This window comes from Herbivorax alkaliphila, assembly GCF_030848475.1.
Lineage (GTDB): Bacteria > Bacillota > Clostridia > Acetivibrionales > Acetivibrionaceae > Herbivorax.
In genome coordinates, this window is record NZ_JAVDDS010000044.1 from 13,177 (window position 1) to 31,505 (window position 18,329).

15 protein-coding genes are annotated in these 18,329 nt (G+C 32.4%); 2 read left to right on the top strand and 13 right to left on the bottom strand.

The features are described 5' to 3' along the window. Positions 1–40 precede the first annotated feature (40 nt). The 6 genes from RBH29_RS13785 to yycF form a co-directional block, all read right to left on the bottom strand. Positions 41–1,300, bottom strand: a complete 1,260-nt coding sequence (locus tag RBH29_RS13785) for a UDP-N-acetylglucosamine 1-carboxyvinyltransferase (RefSeq protein ID WP_306697507.1) — start codon at positions 1,298–1,300, stop codon at positions 41–43. 70 nt (positions 1,301–1,370) lie between these two features. Then, positions 1,371–2,204, bottom strand: coding sequence for a two-component system regulatory protein YycI (gene yycI, locus RBH29_RS13790; RefSeq protein WP_306697508.1), 834 nt, complete (start codon positions 2,202–2,204; stop codon positions 1,371–1,373). Between the two features lie 7 nt (positions 2,205–2,211). Next, positions 2,212–3,672, bottom strand: a complete 1,461-nt coding sequence (locus tag RBH29_RS13795) for a hypothetical protein (RefSeq protein ID WP_306697509.1) — start codon at positions 3,670–3,672, stop codon at positions 2,212–2,214. A 16-nt stretch (positions 3,673–3,688) separates the two neighbouring features. Then, positions 3,689–4,279 (bottom strand): hypothetical protein, encoded by a 591-nt coding sequence (locus tag RBH29_RS13800; RefSeq protein WP_306697510.1) that lies wholly within the window; start codon positions 4,277–4,279, stop codon positions 3,689–3,691. A 116-nt stretch (positions 4,280–4,395) separates the two neighbouring features. Next, complete coding sequence (locus RBH29_RS13805; protein WP_306697511.1) at positions 4,396–6,210, bottom strand: ATP-binding protein; 1,815 nt, start codon at positions 6,208–6,210, stop codon at positions 4,396–4,398. 153 nt (positions 6,211–6,363) lie between these two features. Then, entirely contained in the window at positions 6,364–7,059 is a 696-nt protein-coding gene (gene yycF / locus RBH29_RS13810; protein ID WP_306697512.1) for a response regulator YycF, read from the bottom strand. A gap of 253 nt (positions 7,060–7,312) precedes the next feature. Here yycF and RBH29_RS13815 point away from each other — a divergent pair, with 253 nt between their 5' ends. After that, positions 7,313–7,531 carry a Spo0E family sporulation regulatory protein-aspartic acid phosphatase gene (locus RBH29_RS13815; protein WP_306697513.1) on the top strand — a complete coding sequence of 73 codons (219 nt, stop codon included), beginning with the start codon at positions 7,313–7,315 and terminating at the stop codon, positions 7,529–7,531. 209 nt (positions 7,532–7,740) lie between these two features. Here RBH29_RS13815 and RBH29_RS13820 read toward each other — a convergent pair whose 3' ends face one another. The 3 genes from RBH29_RS13820 to RBH29_RS13830 all read right to left on the bottom strand — a co-directional run bounded on the left by RBH29_RS13820 (position 7,741) and on the right by RBH29_RS13830 (position 12,080). Further along, a complete protein-coding gene (locus RBH29_RS13820; RefSeq protein WP_306697514.1) occupies positions 7,741–11,043 on the bottom strand; it encodes an Ig-like domain-containing protein in 3,303 nt (1,100 codons plus the stop codon). 359 nt (positions 11,044–11,402) lie between these two features. Continuing rightward, complete coding sequence (locus tag RBH29_RS13825; protein WP_306697515.1) at positions 11,403–11,576, bottom strand: alpha/beta-type small acid-soluble spore protein; 174 nt, start codon at positions 11,574–11,576, stop codon at positions 11,403–11,405. A gap of 72 nt (positions 11,577–11,648) precedes the next feature. Beyond that, positions 11,649–12,080, bottom strand: coding sequence for a CBS domain-containing protein (locus tag RBH29_RS13830; protein ID WP_306697516.1), 432 nt, complete (start codon positions 12,078–12,080; stop codon positions 11,649–11,651). Between the two features lie 234 nt (positions 12,081–12,314). Here RBH29_RS13830 and RBH29_RS13835 point away from each other — a divergent pair, with 234 nt between their 5' ends. After that, positions 12,315–13,475, top strand: coding sequence for an esterase/lipase family protein (locus RBH29_RS13835; protein ID WP_306697517.1), 1,161 nt, complete (start codon positions 12,315–12,317; stop codon positions 13,473–13,475). A 321-nt stretch (positions 13,476–13,796) separates the two neighbouring features. On the opposite strand, the gene nadC is transcribed toward RBH29_RS13835, so the two are convergent. The 4 genes from nadC to RBH29_RS13855 all read right to left on the bottom strand — a co-directional run bounded on the left by nadC (position 13,797) and on the right by RBH29_RS13855 (position 18,104). Beyond that, positions 13,797–14,630: a carboxylating nicotinate-nucleotide diphosphorylase gene (gene nadC / locus RBH29_RS13840; RefSeq protein ID WP_306697519.1), complete on the bottom strand. Its 834-nt coding sequence runs from the start codon at positions 14,628–14,630 to the stop codon at positions 13,797–13,799. Positions 14,631–14,657: 27 nt separating this feature from the next. Then, positions 14,658–16,256: an L-aspartate oxidase gene (gene nadB, locus RBH29_RS13845; RefSeq protein ID WP_306697520.1), complete on the bottom strand. Its 1,599-nt coding sequence runs from the start codon at positions 16,254–16,256 to the stop codon at positions 14,658–14,660. A 28-nt stretch (positions 16,257–16,284) separates the two neighbouring features. After that, positions 16,285–17,193: a quinolinate synthase NadA gene (gene nadA, locus RBH29_RS13850; protein ID WP_306697521.1), complete on the bottom strand. Its 909-nt coding sequence runs from the start codon at positions 17,191–17,193 to the stop codon at positions 16,285–16,287. A gap of 266 nt (positions 17,194–17,459) precedes the next feature. Next, positions 17,460–18,104, bottom strand: a complete 645-nt coding sequence (locus RBH29_RS13855; RefSeq protein ID WP_306697522.1) for an accessory gene regulator ArgB-like protein — start codon at positions 18,102–18,104, stop codon at positions 17,460–17,462. Positions 18,105–18,329: the final 225 nt, after the last annotated feature.

Consider the following 18,329-nt stretch of genomic DNA (forward strand, 5'->3'; position numbering starts at 1 on the left):
TATAATAATTTCTAATTTTAAAATTAAGTTTATTATTGACTTATCCTTTAATTTTTTTTATCTTAGCTCCTAAAGCTTCAAGTTTATGCTCTAATTTTTCATATCCTCTACTTATATAACATGTATTATACACTTCTGTCTCACCTTCTGCAACAAGCCCTGCAATAACCATAGCCGCACCAGCTCTTAAATCTAGTGCTTCTACAGGTGCACTAGAAAGCTTTGATACACCTTCTACAACTGCCATTCTTCCTTCAACTCTTATTGAGGCACCCATTCGCTTTAATTCATCAACATATTGAAATCTAGACTCCCAAACCCCTTCAGAAATTGTACTTGTACCTTTTGCCAAGCAGAGCATTACACAAATAGGTGGTTGCAAATCAGTTGGAAAGCCAGGATATGGAAGGGTTTTTATGTTTGCCTTTCGAATATTAGAAGTACCATTTATTCTTATCCAGTCTCCCCCTTCTTCAACCCCAACATTCATTTCTATGAGCTTTGCACTTAATGATTCCATGTGTTTTGGAATTATATTTTTGACAAGTACTTCTCCTTTTGTAGCAGCTGCTGCTATCATAAAGGTACCTGCTTCTATTTGATCCGGTATTATAGAATGAACTGCTCCACCAGAAAGATTGGAAACTCCCTTTATTTTTATAACATCCGTTCCTGCTCCCTTTACATTTGCTCCCATTGCATTTAAGAAATTGGCTACATCAACAACATGAGGCTCCTTTGCTGCATTCTCAATTGTTGTAGTACCTTCTGCCTTAATTGCTGCAAGCATAATATTTACAGTAGCACCAACACTTACAACATCCATGTATATCTGAGTTCCCACAAGTTTTGAAGCTTCTAGTTTAACTATCCCATGGTTAATTTCCACATTTGCACCAAGTGCCTGAAAACCTTTTATATGTTGATCTATTGGTCTAAAGCCAAAATCACACCCCCCTGGAAGTGCCACTTCAGCCTTTTTAAACCGCCCCAAAAGAGCCCCTAATAAATAATACGAACCTCTGAGACTTTTTATCATGTCATATGTAGCTACATTAGATGTCACATATTGAGAATTTATACAAATAGCTCCCTCTTCGCCATAGCTTACTTTAGAGCCTAGTTCTTTTAATATACCAATTAATGTTTTTACATCATTAATATCCGGAATGTTTTCAATACTGCACGGACCATCTACCAATATAGCTGCAGGAATCACTGCAACAGCAGAATTTTTAGCCCCACTAATACTTACCTCACCTCTTAAAGGTATACCTCCCTTTAAAACCAACTTTTCCAATTATAACGCCCCCAACTATCTAAATATATACTAAATTTTCCTATTTGTTCTTGTTTCTTTTTTCCTAAAACTAATTCTGTGAAGTTACTTTTTCTCCATCATAAACTCTAAAAAACATTTCCTCTTTATTTGAAGTCCTAACACGCCATACCGGTATGTCATTCAACTCCATAGTGCCATCTTCTATTATATGTTCTTTAAAACCTAAATCAATAGCTATTATTTCAATATCTTTTATGTTCTCATGGTTTTTTATAAGAACCTGATAAGCTGATAGTATTTCATTTCCCTGTATTATATCATCTGTTTTTCTGTACCTGCATTCTAAGTACGCTACACCCTCTTTTGACATGCGTACAGAAATATAGTTTTCAAATATCCAAAAATCATTATATTTTTGCCTGAACATATAAGTACTTTCATCTTCTTTTTTGTCAAATTCAAATTCACTTACTGGTATATCTGTGCCTTCAAACAAAAACTTTAAATTATCAAATACCTCCTCACTATTTTTATTGACACTTATATTATCTGACAAATTTTTGTCTTTGTAAATAAATTTATCACTATTTTGAAATATTATTTTCTTTCCTTCTATTTCAATTTGGTTTTTATCTTTATAATCCCTATTTAATACTTCTTTTTCTATGTCTAAAAAATTTTCAAAAATCCCCAGCTTGTCAATGCTTTCGTCTCTATAGGGCAATGTCCCTGTTTTTTTATTATATAACGGTATTTCAGAATTTACAACAACCCCTCTATTTAAAAGAGCTTTTTTCACATTATCAATTGTTTCCTGAGATATGCCTTCTTCACTTATTGCCCTTATTAAAACAACCCCAAGAAAAAGATTTAAACTAATAAATATTACTATTAAAATACTTTTAGCTTTTGACCAATCCAAAGCTTAATCACCTTCTTTTTTTTTGTCTCATAGGAACAATATAACGTTTATCGTCAATTGTTTCAATTACCCAAGTCGGCACAAGACTTTCTTTATTTAAACTGTATTTAACTTCATAAGACACATTTTTATCTCTTATAGAAAAATCGCTGTTGACTAACTCAGTATATAATTTAAATGTATCATCTAATAAATCTCCAAAGTTTACATTTAATTCCATAAGTTCGTTTCCTGTTTCAAATTCTCTCAATACCCACTCACAACTTAAGACTCTTTTGCTATTTGCACGTATAGTAATTGCATGATCAAGATTTCTATCAGAATTTTTAACAGGATACTGATTAATAACTACAGGTATATTGTTAAATTTATAATCAAAATGAAATTTATAGTAATCACCTTCATCAGTCATTCCTGATAAATAAATATCCACCTCTGAAATAAGATTTTCTCTTTTCTTTATAAATTCTAAAGCCTTTCTAAACGCTTCTATTTCGTTTCCTTTTTCTCTTTTTGCCATTACAGATAGATATTTGTATTCTAACAGCCCGTCTATATAAATATTGTACCTGTTACTAAAATTTTTAAACACTATCATGCTGTCTACATGCATACTTTGTATATAGCTATCCTTTTCATTCCCAAGAATATCCTCTGCAATTAAATCAATATCCATACTGCTTTTAGGATTCAAATTTGCTATATCATGAGGTATGCTGCTTATAATATTGTAAAAATTTCTATATTTACTTCCTGTCGCTACAATTAAAACATCTGGTTCAAAATCAAATGGTGACCTACTGCTGCTCCTAATTATTTCATTTACAACTTCAAAACTTTCTTTCTTTTCCATGTATAAATGATCAATAATTAAATCATATTCCCCTCTTGTAAGACCACCTTCGTAAAAATTCAGGGTATACATATTGACTTTTTCCCCATCATATATATATACATCTGCATTGTTATTTATGTTTTGTGCTGGCAAAATCGCCACTTTGTAAATTTCTTCTGGATTAAGGTTGGAAGATACACTCGTTCCAAGAAATGCTGCCACTAAATCTGAACTTATATTATTTTTAAATTCAATTATAACTGATTTTTTCTCAATTACTTCTTTCCACTGGCTTTGTGGAAATTCCCTTTTATTTATTATTTGATTGTCTGAAATTATATTTTTTAAATAGTATTTTGTATCTTCCCATAATCTATCATAATAAGAATCACCTTCATTTATTACCCAGTGAGGGTTTTCAAATCCTTCTGTAACTATTATTCTGAACGGTTTGAAAAAATCACCCATATCAATTGTCACATCATCATTTTTAGCATTTATAATATTCCATAAAAAAGTAGTAGGCATTCCCCCGTTCTGATAATTCCAAAGGACACCTACCTGTATTATACTTGTTATTACTAAAATCACTAATATGTACTGTTTAATTTTTTCATTTTTAAGTAAGTCCATTTAATACCCCAGACCTTTATGATCCAAATATTTTCATTAGCATTTGGTTAATGTTAAAAAAGCCCTTTCTCATTGAATCTTTTACTTCATCATCAAGCAACGTAACTGTAAAAGTATTAATCTGCAAGTTTTCACCAAGTATCAGCTCTTCTTCCTCATTATCCTTCCTAAAAGCTACTATTCTCATTTTGTTAGCACCCACATTTGGAAGTTCAATTTCCTTTACAAAAAAACCTGAAATCCCAATCTCCCATGAGCTTTCACCTTCTATATTTTCAAAAGGTTCAAAGCTGTCACTTTCCTCATTGTACATAAATAATTTAACGGTAATACCTTCCGCCTCTGAATTTCCACAAACTATGTAAGACTGCCTAAAAGTTGACTCGTCACTTTCTGGTCGTGTAATGGCCACTAAAAATTGTTCCGTATCTTGTGTTTCATTGTCTTTAAGCAAATCGTTTTCTTTATCTTCAAAATATTCTTCATCTAAACTGCCTTCTGCTACGTTACCTTTAGGTATCTCAGTACCTTCATTTGCATATGTATTGAAGCAAAAACCCATCACCAGCACTGCAAATAAGAAAAATCCTGTTAATTTTTTTAACATAATCTACACCTCTTAACATAGGTAATATAATTTTAAAAATACTTTTTAACCTATATAAATAATTATACAATAACTTTGTTACAGTATAATTACATGGCATTTAAAATTGAATTACATCAAACATCGCTGTGAACAGGTAGCTTGATGGTAACTTCTGTTCCCTTTCCAATCTCACTTGTAACTGAAATCTCACCATTATGTGCTTCAATAATTTCTTTTGCTATTGCAAGACCAAGCCCTGTTCCTCCCATTTCTCTCGATCTAGCTTTATCTGTTCTGTAAAATCTCTCAAATATCCTGACTCTATCCTCTTTAGGAATTCCTATTCCCGAATCCTTTACTTTAACATATACACTGCTGTACATCTTTTCAACATAAACACTTATATTACCCTCTTTAGGTGTATATTTTATTGCATTTGACAGTATGTTTAACAAAACCTGCTCTATCCTATCCTTGTCTGCCTTTACATCCTGTATTTCCCCTATTGTAAAACATTCTAAAATCTGCTTCTTTTCATTTGCTGAAATCTCCAGTTTCTGCATACACTCTCTTACCAATTCATCTAAAGAAAACCTTTTAATGTTCCACTTCATTTGATTGTTATCCAATCTTGAAAGCTGTAACAAATCTTTAACTAACCTGGTCATTCTGTCTGCCTCTGAATTAATAACACCTAAAAACTTCTTTGCCGTTTCCCTATCTTCTAAAGCCCCCTCTATTAATGTCTCTGAATAGCTTTTAATTGATGTTAAAGGAGTTCTTAATTCATGGGATACATTTGCAACAAATTCACGTCTCATTTCTTCTAATTTCTCTTGTTCTGTTATATCATGAAAAACTGCAATAATACCTTCTGTTTTTTTATCTTTATCTGTAAACAGTGCAAAGTATGCTTTTACATATCTATCTCCTATAGTAGTATTTACTTCTTTTGTCTTATAGGTTTCAAGATAGGATATCTCCTCAATTGAAACACCTAAATTATATTTTTTTGAAAATTCATTAAAGTTCATTTTACATTCTTTTATTCCAAGCATCATCTTTGAAACAGGGTTAATATGAATAACCTCACCTTTAAGGTTAAATGCAATTATCCCATCTGTCATATAGTTTAAAATGGTTTCAACCTTATTTTTTTCTCTTGAAACTTCATTTAAATTCTTTTTAAGTTCTCTTGCCATAAAATTAAATGCTTTTGTAAGCTTGCCTATCTCATCATTTGATTTAACCTCTAAAACCTTTCCAAAATCCCCTGAGGCAATTTTCCTTGCCTTGTGCATAAGGTTTACTATAGGGACTGTTATGGTCTTAGAAAGAACATATCCAAAAAGTATTGATAAAATAATAGCAATTATAAAACTAAGTTGTATTATTTTATTAAACTCTTCTATCAGACCTGCCCACTCTTCCCTATCATATCTAAAATAGAAAATTAAGTTGGTATTTTCTATTGGTTTGGCATAATCAAAATACTCTCTATTTGCACTTTCAATAAGAGAGCTCCTATCCCCTATTTCACCCGCTAAAGCAGTTAAATAATTTTTTGACTTTTGTATTTCCATGCTCAAACTATACGGGTCTTGAGAAAGTAGTTTTTCATCTGTGTAAAGAACTTCATTTGTCCTTCCATCAAGTATAGTATATGTTTTATGGTCATTTAAATAAAAGTCCAGCATAGCATTAGTTTTATCAGAGTAGTGGTCAATTATTCTCTGTATTTCTTCATCTGTAGGATCCTCACCAGGGTTTAAAAACCCTCTTTCAAATCCTCCTTCTATACCCTGTTTAAATGTGCCATAATAAAAAGATTCTATAAAAAGATTTAATGACACTGCTGCTGTAGCCATAAGAACAAATGCTATCAGTATAAAAATAATGACAAGTCTCCATTGAAGACTTCTAAAAAATCTCAGACGTCTTAATCTCATAATACTCCTCACACAAAAAAATTAGTTGTTTATCTAAAATCATTCTTACTATTTATATTTCAGCTTTTACTAGAATATATCAAGGTTTCTTTTTTACATCAGGCGGATTTAATCCACCTGATGTCCTTTTGCACTTATCCTAGTTTTTAAAAACTAGTTGTCCTGCTTATTAAAGTAGTATCCCACACCTCTTTTAGTCATAATATACGTTGGTGTACTTGAATTTTTTTCTATTTTTTCTCTAACTCTTCTAACAGTTACGTCCACTGTTCTTACATCTCCATAATACTCATATCCCCATACTTTTTCAAGAAGATTCTCTCTTGAAAAAATCTGTCCCTGTTGTAATGCCAAAAATTTAACCAATTCAAATTCTCTAAGCGTAAGTTCTATTACCTGATTATCCCTTTTTACCTCATAACGATCTACATTAATTTCTAAATCTCCAAACTTTAATGTCTCTTGGGTCTTTGCTGTATCATTTGAAGCAATTCTTCTCAAATTTGCCTTTACTCTAGCCATTAACTCTCTTGTACTAAATGGCTTGGTTATATAATCGTCAGCTCCCAATTCAAGCCCAAGAACCTTGTCCACTTCCTCTTCTTTAGCAGTTATCATAATAATTGGAGTTGATATAGTTTCTCTCAGCTTGCGACAAACTGTAAACCCATCTATTTTGGGCAGCATTATGTCTAACAGTATCAAATCTGGATTTTCGTTTAGAGCTTTCTCAACAGCTTCTTCTCCATTATAGGCTTCCATTGTTGAGAATCCCTCCTTGGTTAAGTTAAACTTTAAAATATCAACTATATTTTTTTCATCATCTACAATAAGAATTTTCTCGTCCACAAAAACCACCCTTTTTTATTTTTATTTTAAACATTACTCTCTATTTTCAATTATAACATTTATATTAAAAAAAAGAACAGATATTTTACAACAATAGCACCATAATATTCTATATGTATGTTTTTTGTCATAAATGTATTTGAAATTAGTCTATTTTGTGGTATAATAGTAAAAGGTGGATGTCCAAATTATAGTAACTCTATTTTCTGTAAGTAGCTTTCTTAAAAAAACTCTTAAAAGGGGGCTGCAAGTCATGTCTAATGAATTAATGTACGTTCTTATTACAAAGATGCATCTTAGGTTAAATCAGCTTATAGAGCAAAAAAATTATGACTTATTAGACAAAGATGTTCTTCACTACAGCCAGAGATTAGACAAGGTTTTATCTAGGTTTAATAAGGTTGTAAGTCAAGACCCTAATTTCAATTTGAGTTCATGTGAAATGAAAAAATTTACAAAATGTGCGATTTAGGGTTTGGAAGTTAGAAAGGCAAGAGGCAGGTTTTTATATCTTAATTTAAATTAGGATATAAAAACCTGCCTCTTGTATTGTTGTTAGATACAAAAAGGAACGATTCCCTGTCTTGGTTAAAACCAAGACAAGAGAACCGTCCCCCTGTCCTGCTGTCTCACTTGTCTTAAAAAAACCCCCGGGATTAAATCCCGAGGGGGTTTTTTTAATTATTCTCCGTTGTCTCCGTTGTCTCCATTGTCTCCATTGTCTCCATTGTCTCCATTGTCTCCGTTGTCTCCATTGTCTCCATTGTCTCCGTTGTCTCCATTGTCTCCGTTGTCTCCATTGTCTCCATTGTCTCCATTGTCGTCTCCGTTATCGTCTCCGTTATCTCCATTGTCATCTCCGTTGTCGTCTCCATCTACGTCAACATCAACTGCTGAGTCAAGCTTGAACTCATTTCTAGCTAAATCTTCTACTGGATCTTTTTGAGTTAATCTGATTTCTTCATCATCAATTTCTTCTGTTAGAGTTATAGTTACTGTACTACCGTCAGCTGTCACAGATGCCACATCATAATCTCTAACTTCGAAAGTTCTTCTTGATAGTGATGCACCATCAATATCTTCGTCAAATTCAATTACGATATCAGTTGAACCATTTTGTGCTGATATTTGAAGAACATCGTCATCATCTTCATCAGTTAATATTGAAGGAGCTATTTCATCTGTGAAACCTGTTTCAGTGCTACTAACAACACTCACACCAAATACATTTTCAATTACTTCGTCTGCATCTGTGTCTATATCTATATTTAGTGTTAATCCTTCTGCATTTGCTGGAATTACTATTTCATCCTCATCAAATTCAAGAAGAAGTTCTGTTTCGGCACTACCTTCATCTGATTCAAACTCTGCCCCATCAACTCCTACTGTTACAGGGTCACCATCAGGGTCTAAACCATCTAAAGTAAATACCCCTGAATCAAAGTACTCAATTTCATCGTTTATTACTACAATTAGTTCAAAGGATGATATTGCTCTTACTTCTGTTACCTCTGGTACAACTGTTTCGTAATCATTTATGTTGTACTCAGTAACTGCATTCATTGAATTACCAGCTAAATCATGAACTCTTTGAACAAATAAACCAGTATTAGATCTTTGATCTCCATCTCCATCAAACAGTATATCCCACTCGTCATCTTCTAGTTCAATCTTGACAACATTGTAGTCTATGAAGAACTCAGGATCATTTTCAATCCAGTTAAAAGCACCATTATCAAAGATAGCATAATTATCTCTGTCCTCAGCTGTATCATCTACGTCTTCACTAAAGAAAACATATAATAAATTTTCATCTGGATTACTTCTAACTTCATCTACTTCTGGGTCAGTCATATCTTCTACTTCAAAAGTGTCTTCGTAAGAATCTAATACATTTGTATAAAGACTTGTGTCTTCTACATCTGTGATTTTTACTTTTATTGTTTCACCTGAAAGTTTAGTTCCAAGTTCTACTGTGAATTCTTTTGCTGGTGAATCTTCAACAACATTTATATCAACGTCATCAAATTCATCACCATCTTCATCAACTACTTCAATGTTGTCTTCATCAAAGTAAACATTCTTTGAGAATTTAACTATAAGTGTTTCCTCATCGTCTAATTCAATACTTTCAACTTCAGGAGCTTCTCTGTCAACAGTTACATTTACAGTGATTACATCGTCTTGGAATTCATTTCCCCAGTTGTCTGTAATTTCGTAATCTTCATTCGATCCTCTGATACCTACCTGTACATCTCCTTCAGGTAGTGGATTACCTTCATCGTCTCCATCAGCAAACTCAACCCATACCTTGTCAATTGAATCATCTTCAGTAACACCATCACTCATTTCTGAATCACCGTATATTCCCAAAGCTTGATATGAAGGGAATGTGTGATAGAATAAATCTTTATGAAGTCCTGTTACATCCTTATTGAATTCAACAACAACATAAAGTTGATCAACCTCAGTGATTTCAGCTACTGGAGGTTCGTCGTCTACTAAGAACTCAATTTCAAAAGTTTCTGCAACAACTCTCCAGTCAGCATAGTCTTCAAATTCACTAATTTCTATTTCATAAATTGTTCCATCTTCTAAGTCTCTTCTAAATTCAACAGTTATATTTCTTGTACCAAAACCTCTATATTCTCTTGTTCTTTCTGAAGATCTTCCAGCACTTACGTCAACTGTTCCATCGTCAGTCTCTCCATCTTCACCCGCTACTGGCTCACTAAACTCTATTTCTAAAGTTCTAGGACCAGTAAATTCTACTGATTCGATAGTTGGACGTGTAGAATCAATTACCGTAAAGTCTATTTCAGTGTCTTCAATAGCCAGTCCTGTAGTATCTTCAACATTTTCAACTATAAGAGTATAGTCTCCTTGATTATCCAAGCTCTCACTAGCATCACCAACATTTATAACAACTGTTCTTCCATCTTGTACTTCAAATGAAAGTTCTTCATCAACACCATCAATTTCGATGTTATCATCATTCACAGTGTCTTCGTCAAGTGGAGCACTGAATTCAACAAATACTTCTTTTAAGTTGTCAGCTATTACACTTGTTATTTGAAGTTCATCAGGTTGTACAACAACTTTAACTGTTGCTGTTAAACTTGTTCCTGAGATTGTACCTTCAATTTCTTGCTCGCCAGCTTCTGTTGTGTCAACTGATGGCCATGTTACTGAAACTTCACCAGTTTCATCGTCATCATAAGTTACTTCAACAGTTGAAGGCATATCTGCATTTTCACCTATTGTAACAAGTACATCTTCTAATTCTGCAACTTCAACGATTATAGCATCAACAAGACCTTTGTCTTTAGCCATATTCTCGTCAACTTTTTCCAAACGAACTAATCTTTGAATTAGAGTTTCGTCTGAATCATTAAAAGTAGCACTTAATGATCCGTAGGAAATACCTACTAATGAGTCTCTGTTGATACCATCATCAGTGTTAAACTGACTAGCTTCAGCAGATGTTAATCCACCAGCTTGGCTTAAACTTGATGCTGCTGTATGATAATCAAACTCTCCATCATATCCTAGCAACTGAAGTACCAATGAACAATAAGCTTTTCCGTTAAGAGCAGCTTGTGGAGCAAATGTTCCATCTGGATATCCTTGTATATATCCTTTGTCAGTAGCATATGCAACTTGCTTTCTAGCCCAGTCTGCAACGTCATCACCGTCTTCAAACTGTGCAAGTTTAGCATCAGCATCTTCATCTGACATTTCAAGTGCTTCTTCTTCTTCTGCAAAAATTCTTAGAAGCATAACCGCACCTGTTTGTCTGTTAAGCATTGCTCCTAAATTTGGAACATACTCATCTGGGTCTTCACCCATAAATAAACCTAAATCATACATATCTTCTGCTTCACCTTCATACGTGAATGAAGAATCAGCAAATGCAGGCACCATAAGTGTTGATATCATTGCGACTGCAACTAGTAATGCCATTAGTTTTTTGAGATTTCTCATACTCTCAAATCCTCCTTGTAAGTTTTTTTTTGGGAAGTAGGCTTTAGATATGAAGCCAGATTGCGCCTTCTCCCTTTGTGTCCTAACCTAATCTGGCCTATATTGCTTTTTGTTCAAGACTGGCGCACATAACCTATCTTGAATTCAAACTAATTATATCATCGGGTTTTTCGAGAGTCAACATATAGATTTTAAGTGTAAAGAAATTGTAATAGAATTGAAACAAACCTTAATGTGATTTGAAGTTTATTAAGGTTAAAGTCCAAAAATACTGTATGTAAAACTTTTTATGATAAACTTAGGGATTTTAAAAAGCTAAGAGCCGGCATGTCGCCGACTCCTAGCTTTTTAGCTATACTTTACTTTTGAATTAGATTTTTTTCTGCCATCTCTATTGCCTTTTTTACTATATTTCCGCAGTCTCTAGAAGATACTGATCCCCATCCCTCAGATGCAACTGTGTTGTAGACTCCAAGTTCTTTTGCTATTTCTGTTTTTAGCTGTTCAGACATTATTTTCCCTCGTCTACTCACTTTTATTGCCTCCTTTATATTCTCCCTTAAATAAAGTTACAATACTTTGTTTAGAAGAAATTGCGGATAATTTTACATTTTAAAAGGCTTTGATGGTTTTGAAATTTCACTTAAAGCCTCAGATGCTTCCATATCAAATCTGATATCTGATGCAACATCACCTAATGAAACTATACCAACCACCTGATTGTTTTCAATAACAGGTACTCTTCTTATCTGTTCATGAGCCATCATCTTTGTTACATCATCAATATCCATATCCGGCGTTACCGTCATAACCTGTGATGTCATTACATCCTGTATCTTTGTGTCTTGGGGTGTTTTCCCATGTGCTACGTTTCTTACAACTATATCCCTGTCAGTAACTATTCCTACAATACCAGTTTGGTCACATACAGGGACAGAACCAACATTGTGTTCTTGCATTAGTTGTGCCGCTTCCACAATGTTTTTTGCTGGTTCAACATATGCAACACTTTTAGTCATTTTATCTCTAACCTTCAAATTAATCCTCCCCTTATTCAGATTCAATCATATTTTTCCCGTCAGGATTAGATTTAATCGGTGTAAAATATTCCTAATTAAAATCTTTTTACTTTCTTTATATTAATTATTTAAAATGTTATAATTAATATAAAGAAAGTACGAAGCATGATTTTGCAATAATCATATTATTATTGCAAATCATGTAGGTTCTAAAATTTTTTCTCAATTTTTCTTTTAAAAAGGATGATATTTATGTTTAAGTTAAGTAAGTCCAAAATTCTTTTTGCTTTACTATTTTTATCTCTTATTATTTTTGCCAACTTTAATTTTTTATACAATCATTTTGTTTACTCTGTATATGATAAAAATGATTTAAGAATTCATTCTAGTTTTTTAAATTTTCATATTCATACAGTTGCAAGTGAACCCTCAAATAAAGTATATATAAAGTCTGTGGTTAAAAATTCCAATGGAGAGGCTATGCCAAATGCCAGGGTTGAATTTACAGTGAAAGAGGGCTTTGGAAAAGTTATTCCTGTAAGTGGTACAACAAATACCTTTGGTGAACTTATTTCTGTTTATACACCTCCTGAAAGCCATAAAATAGACTCTAAAAATGGTTTAGATATAACCATTAAATCCACAATAAGAGGCACGGACATCCACTCATCCATCTGTTTTAAACTTATTCCTGTACCTATTGTCTTTGTCCACGGGTATCAAGAAAATTCAATGATGTTTGATAATATGAGTGAATTTTTAGTATCAAAAGGTTACAACACACTCTCTATTGACTTTGACTCTGCAAAAGGTGTGGTTTCAGCTTCTGATGAGTTGAAAAACTTTTTACAACACAAAAAATTAGATTTTTTCGATGAAGGTATACTTGTAAACAAGTTTACTCTTATCTCTCATAGTTTGGGCGGACTTGTGTGCAGACATTACACATCAAGTGAACATTACATAAAATATGAAGATGTGGATAAAATGATTTTTTTATCAGTTCCCCACAGTGGTTCACATATTGCATCAATTGGAGAAAATTATTTTGACGATCAGTCTATGAAAGATCTTATTCCTGACAGTGAATTGTTTTCCACAATATTTAACAACATGATAAATAAAGGCTTAAATAGCTCAATACAGGTTGGAAATATTTATAGCAAATATGATGAAGTTGTCACGAAAGATAGTGCAAATCTTGATAAGTGGAATATAAAGACTGACGTTTTCAGCGTTGGAGAAAATAACTTTACTATGGATAACCTTCTTAGCGGAAGCATTTTAGAAGCACCCAACCATAAGGGAATTTTAAACAACAACAGGGTTTTTGAAAGAATATATGAAATGTTAAATAAAGAATTGGACTATCCTTCCAATAAAAATACCAAGTTGTTAAAACCACTAAATTAGTATTTTCCACAGCAACTTTTCCACATGTGGATTTTTAAAATTTCAAAAAAAAGTCCACAAATACTGTTGAAAGTGAGTTATTAGTGCTATAAACTAAAAAGATATCCACAAAACTGTGGATATCTTTTTAGTTATAAACACCCTGTAAGCCACTAAAATAAAGGTTTTATACTTTTCCACAATTAAATATGTGAATAACGTTGAAGATTTGTGGATAGTTTTACGTTTTATCCACAAGTCGTCATTACATCTTTACTTAAATTCTATTTTACTTAACTAACTCTGAATTTTTAATTGATTTTTTCTCCTTATTTAAGACACTCATTTAATTTTCATACTTATGTCAAAAGCACTTACTGAATGAGTTAATGAACCAACTGAGATAATATCAACTCCAGCTTTAGCTATATCAGTTATTGATTCTGAATCTACATTTCCAGAAGCTTCACAGATAGCTTTTCCATTAATTATTTTAACAGCTTTTTGCATTTTGTCAACCCCCATATTGTCAAGCATAATTATATCTGCTCCTGCTTCAAGTGCCTCTTTGACCTGTTCTAAAGTCTCTGTTTCAACTTCAATTTTAATTGTATGGGGTATTTTCTCTTTTACTTTTTCTATTGCTTTTTTTATACTTCCTGCTGCTTTAATATGGTTATCTTTTATCATTACACCATCTGATAATGAAAATCTATGATTATATCCTCCACCTGCCTTCACAGCATACTTTTCCAAAGTTCTAAATCCTAGAGTAGTTTTTCTCGTATCAACAACTTTAGATTTTGTATCCTTTATTTTTTCACATAAATCACCTGTCTTTGTAGCAATTCCACTAAGACGTTGAAGTAAATTTAAAGCAATCCTCTCTCCTTTTAATAAAACTCTTGTATTTCCTCTTATTTGAGCTATTACCTCTCCTTTTTTTACCCTTTGCCCATCTTCTACCTTTTTATCAAAAAAAACTTTTTTATCCAAAATCTCAAAAACTCTTTTTGCAACATCAATGCCGGCTATAATTCCAGTGTCTTTTGATATTAAAACTGCTTCTGATTCTAAAGTTCCGTCTATTAAATTATCAGTAGTAATATCACCAAAGGGCATATCCTCTTTTAGTCCATTTAATATTATTTTATCAATTTCAAATATGTTTACCATTTGTTAATCCTTCCCTATTATTATGCTCTAATTTTTCGATTTTATTATGTTTTTTTTCCATTTTATATCATCATTTTTTGAAAAGTCACTCCTATAGTGTGCACCTCTGCTTTCTTCACGTTCTAATGCAGATTCAATAACCAATTTTGATAATAAAACTATGTTTTGAAGTTCAAAATCCTCAATGCTGGAATTTTTCATGTTATGTATGGCATCATAGTACTCATTTATTTTATCTTTTGCATAAAGAAGACACTCTCTGTCTCTTTCTATTCCCACATACATTGTCATGATGTTCTGTATTTTCAGCTTAACAGCCTTTCTATCAATGGATTTTGAAACTCTTTTTAATTTAGAAACAATATCATTAAGTTTTAAAGGATTTTCATTGTTTTTAATTACCTTTTTAACTTCAGAACCTATTTTACTTCCAAATACAAGCCCTTCCAACAGGGAATTGCTTGCAAGTCTATTGGCACCATGAATTCCATTACAGGCAGATTCTCCACAGGCATACAAACCTTTTATATTTGTCCTTCCATAAATATCTGCTCTAATTCCACCCATACAATAGTGCTCAGCAGGGGCAACCGGAATATAATCCTTTGAAATATCTATACCGTACTCCAGACAGGTTTTGTGTATATTAGGAAACCTTTTTTTAAGATAGCTTTTTTCTTTGAATGTTATATCAAGGTAAACATTAGATGCTCTTGTTTTTTTCATTTCATTAAATATTGATCTTGAAACAACGTCTCTTGGAGCTAACTCAGCAAGTTCATGATACAAATGCATAAACCTTTCACCATTAATATTCCTAAGCAGAGCTCCCTCTCCTCTAACTGCTTCAGAAATAAGAAAGTTTTTATTTTCAGAGTGAAATAACACTGTGGGATGGAATTGAATGAATTCTAAATCCATCAATTCCGCCCCCGCTCTATATGCTAATGCTATTCCATCTCCTGTTGCAACTTCTGGGTTGGTTGTGTTTGAATAAATTTTACCAAAGCCGCCTGTAGCACAGACCACCATCTTAGACAAATACAAAATGTATGAACCCTTATCTTCATCATAAGCTATAACGCCTTTGCTAGAACCTTCTTTTGTTATCAAATCCACAACAAAAGTTCTTTCTTTTATATTAACATTTTCCTTTGTCTTTACAATAGAAATTAGTTTGTCGCAAACCTCTTTTCCAGTAGTATCACCTGCATGTATTATCCTGTTTTTGCTATGAGCACCTTCCCTTGTCAATGACAGCTCATTAAAATTTTTTTTATCAAAATCAACTCCATACTTGCAAAGTGACCCTATATTCTCAGCTGCTTCATTTACAAGTACCCATACACTATCCTCATCACAAAGACCTGCGCCAGCTTTAATTGTATCTTTAAAATGCAATTTAGGCGAATCTTCCTTGTCTAAAGATACAGCTATTCCTCCCTGTGCCAGCACAGAATTGCTTATTTCTATAGTTTCCTTTGTTAAAATTATAACATCGTAATCTTGGGGTATTTCTAAAGCTGTATACACTCCAGCAATCCCACTTCCAATAATAATTACATCGTGGTATTCAGTTTTTATATTGGCTGTATCAAAATCTACAAGGTATCTGTCGATATTCAATAAAATTTTCTCTCCTTAAAGGTTAAATCTAAATTTGAAGCATTCGATCTAATGCCTTTTTTGCTTTTAATCTAATTTTTTCATCTAAATTAATTTCATATTTCATTTCATTTAGTGCATTGTATACACTCTCCAAATTATTTTTTTTCATATTTGGACATATAAGCCCTTGTGAAAGTAAATAAAATATTTTATCAGGATTATCATTTTTTAATTTATACAATACACCCATTTCTGTACCTATTATAAATTTGTTTGAGTTTGATTTAGAAGCATACTCTATTATCTGCTTTGTGCTCCCAACAAAGTCTGCCGCCTCCACAACAGCTTTCTGACATTCAGGGTGTACAAGAAGCAGGGCATCTTTATGCAACTCTCTTACTTTGTCTATATCTTCTGATTTTAATCTGTGATGGGTAATACAATATCCCTGCCAAGGAATTATATTCTTTTCTGGAACCATTTTCGCAACATAATTTGCTAGGTTTTGGTCAGGTACGAATAATATATCCTTTTGCTTAATTGATTTTATTACATCCACAGCATTAGAAGATGTACAACATATATCGCTCTCTGCTTTAACATCTGCAGAGGAATTTATATAGCAGACAACAACTGCTCCAGGATACTTTTTCTTTTCTTCTCTCAGTTCATCTGCTGTCACCATATCTGCCATTGGACATCCTGCATCTATTTCAGGCAATAGCACAGTCTTTTCAGGTGACAGTATCTTGGCACTTTCTGCCATAAAATGCACTCCACAAAAAACAATAAGCTTTTTTGAACTGTTTGCACAGTATCTGCTAAGAGCTAGTGAATCGCCTATTACATCACTTATTTCCTGAATTTCATCAATTTGATAATTATGAGCTACAATCACAGCATCCTTTTGTTCTTTTAATTCTGTTATTTTCTTTTTAATTTCATTTTTATTCATATCTAACTTCTTACCCGCCTATCAATATATTTTATTACATTAAACGCAATAAACAATTTTATAATTTAAATTATTTATTTAACAACTTTTACATAAAAGTTTCGCAAAATTAATGGTGTGATTTTTACATAACACACACTACACTTTTTAAATTTTAATACTTTAACTGCCTTTTGTAAAGAAGAAAACTAATAAAGTATCGATAAATTAATGCACAACAAATTATAACAACCATAATTAATAAAATAAGTATATTTATTTTAAATTTAATGAGCTGTTTTCTGTCTTTTTGTTTTACTAAAGCCATTTTTTATAGCATCAAAAAATCTATATCCCAAAGGGGTGATTGAAAACACCTCAAGAAGCACTCCAAAAGACGCTGCAAGTACATACATATTATAATTAAAATAAAAAGCTGTTAAAACAGCACCTGCCCATAATATTATATATGATACTGACAGCCTTTTAAACTTTAAAAATTCTTTTTTATCTGTAATTGGTCTGTTTGGATTATCTGAAGGTGCCCATTTTATAATACTTGCAATGGAAATAATAAATGTAATGCTAATTAAAGCAATAATTGCATATGTAGACCATATTGTATAAGTATGGGTAGATATAATACCTGCAATTATAAATAAACCTACCGACACACCGATACACTTACCATATGAATCCATATGATATCCACCAGCAAGCATTCTAAGTGATGAAAACATAAGTACAGTAACTACAGATGCTTTAAGGGTTTGAGTTACTAAAGCCAGAAGAATCAACAAAATGACCTTTACAATAATACCTATCACAATCTGAAAACCATAATAATAGACTCTCCTCTTTTCATGATTTTCTTGCTTCTGTCTCATTAAGTAGTCTGCACCTCTGTACGACATAGCCTGTATAAACCTCATTCTACACACCCTCCCCTATTTTATTTTCATTGACTTAACTTTCCCACAGCATTTATAAACTCTTTTTTTGCTAAAAAATAAAGTTTATAATCAAACTTTTAACCTTTAAGAAAAGTTAAGTTATTAATATATATTATACTACAAAATAGATTGGTTTTGAAAGTTAGAACTAATTTTTTCTAGATGTTAGAAATTGGAACTTTCATATAAAACAAAACCCTGAGC

Bases quoted from the DNA above. Each gene is read 5' to 3' on its own strand.
- RBH29_RS13795 (WP_306697509.1), bottom strand. From the start codon at position 3,672: ATGGACTTACTTAAAAATGAAAAAATTAAACAGTACATATTAGTGATT.
- RBH29_RS13800 (WP_306697510.1), bottom strand. From the start codon at position 4,279: ATGTTAAAAAAATTAACAGGATTTTTCTTATTTGCAGTGCTGGTGATG.
- RBH29_RS13805 (WP_306697511.1), bottom strand. From the start codon at position 6,210: ATGAGATTAAGACGTCTGAGATTTTTTAGAAGTCTTCAATGGAGACTT.
- RBH29_RS13815 (WP_306697513.1), top strand. From the start codon at position 7,313: ATGTCTAATGAATTAATGTACGTTCTTATTACAAAGATGCATCTTAGG.
- RBH29_RS13820 (WP_306697514.1), bottom strand. From the start codon at position 11,043: ATGAGAAATCTCAAAAAACTAATGGCATTACTAGTTGCAGTCGCAATG.
- RBH29_RS13835 (WP_306697517.1), top strand. From the start codon at position 12,315: ATGTTTAAGTTAAGTAAGTCCAAAATTCTTTTTGCTTTACTATTTTTA.
- nadC (WP_306697519.1), bottom strand. From the start codon at position 14,630: ATGGTAAACATATTTGAAATTGATAAAATAATATTAAATGGACTAAAA.
- nadA (WP_306697521.1), bottom strand. From the start codon at position 17,193: ATGAATAAAAATGAAATTAAAAAGAAAATAACAGAATTAAAAGAACAA.
- RBH29_RS13855 (WP_306697522.1), bottom strand. From the start codon at position 18,104: ATGAGGTTTATACAGGCTATGTCGTACAGAGGTGCAGACTACTTAATG.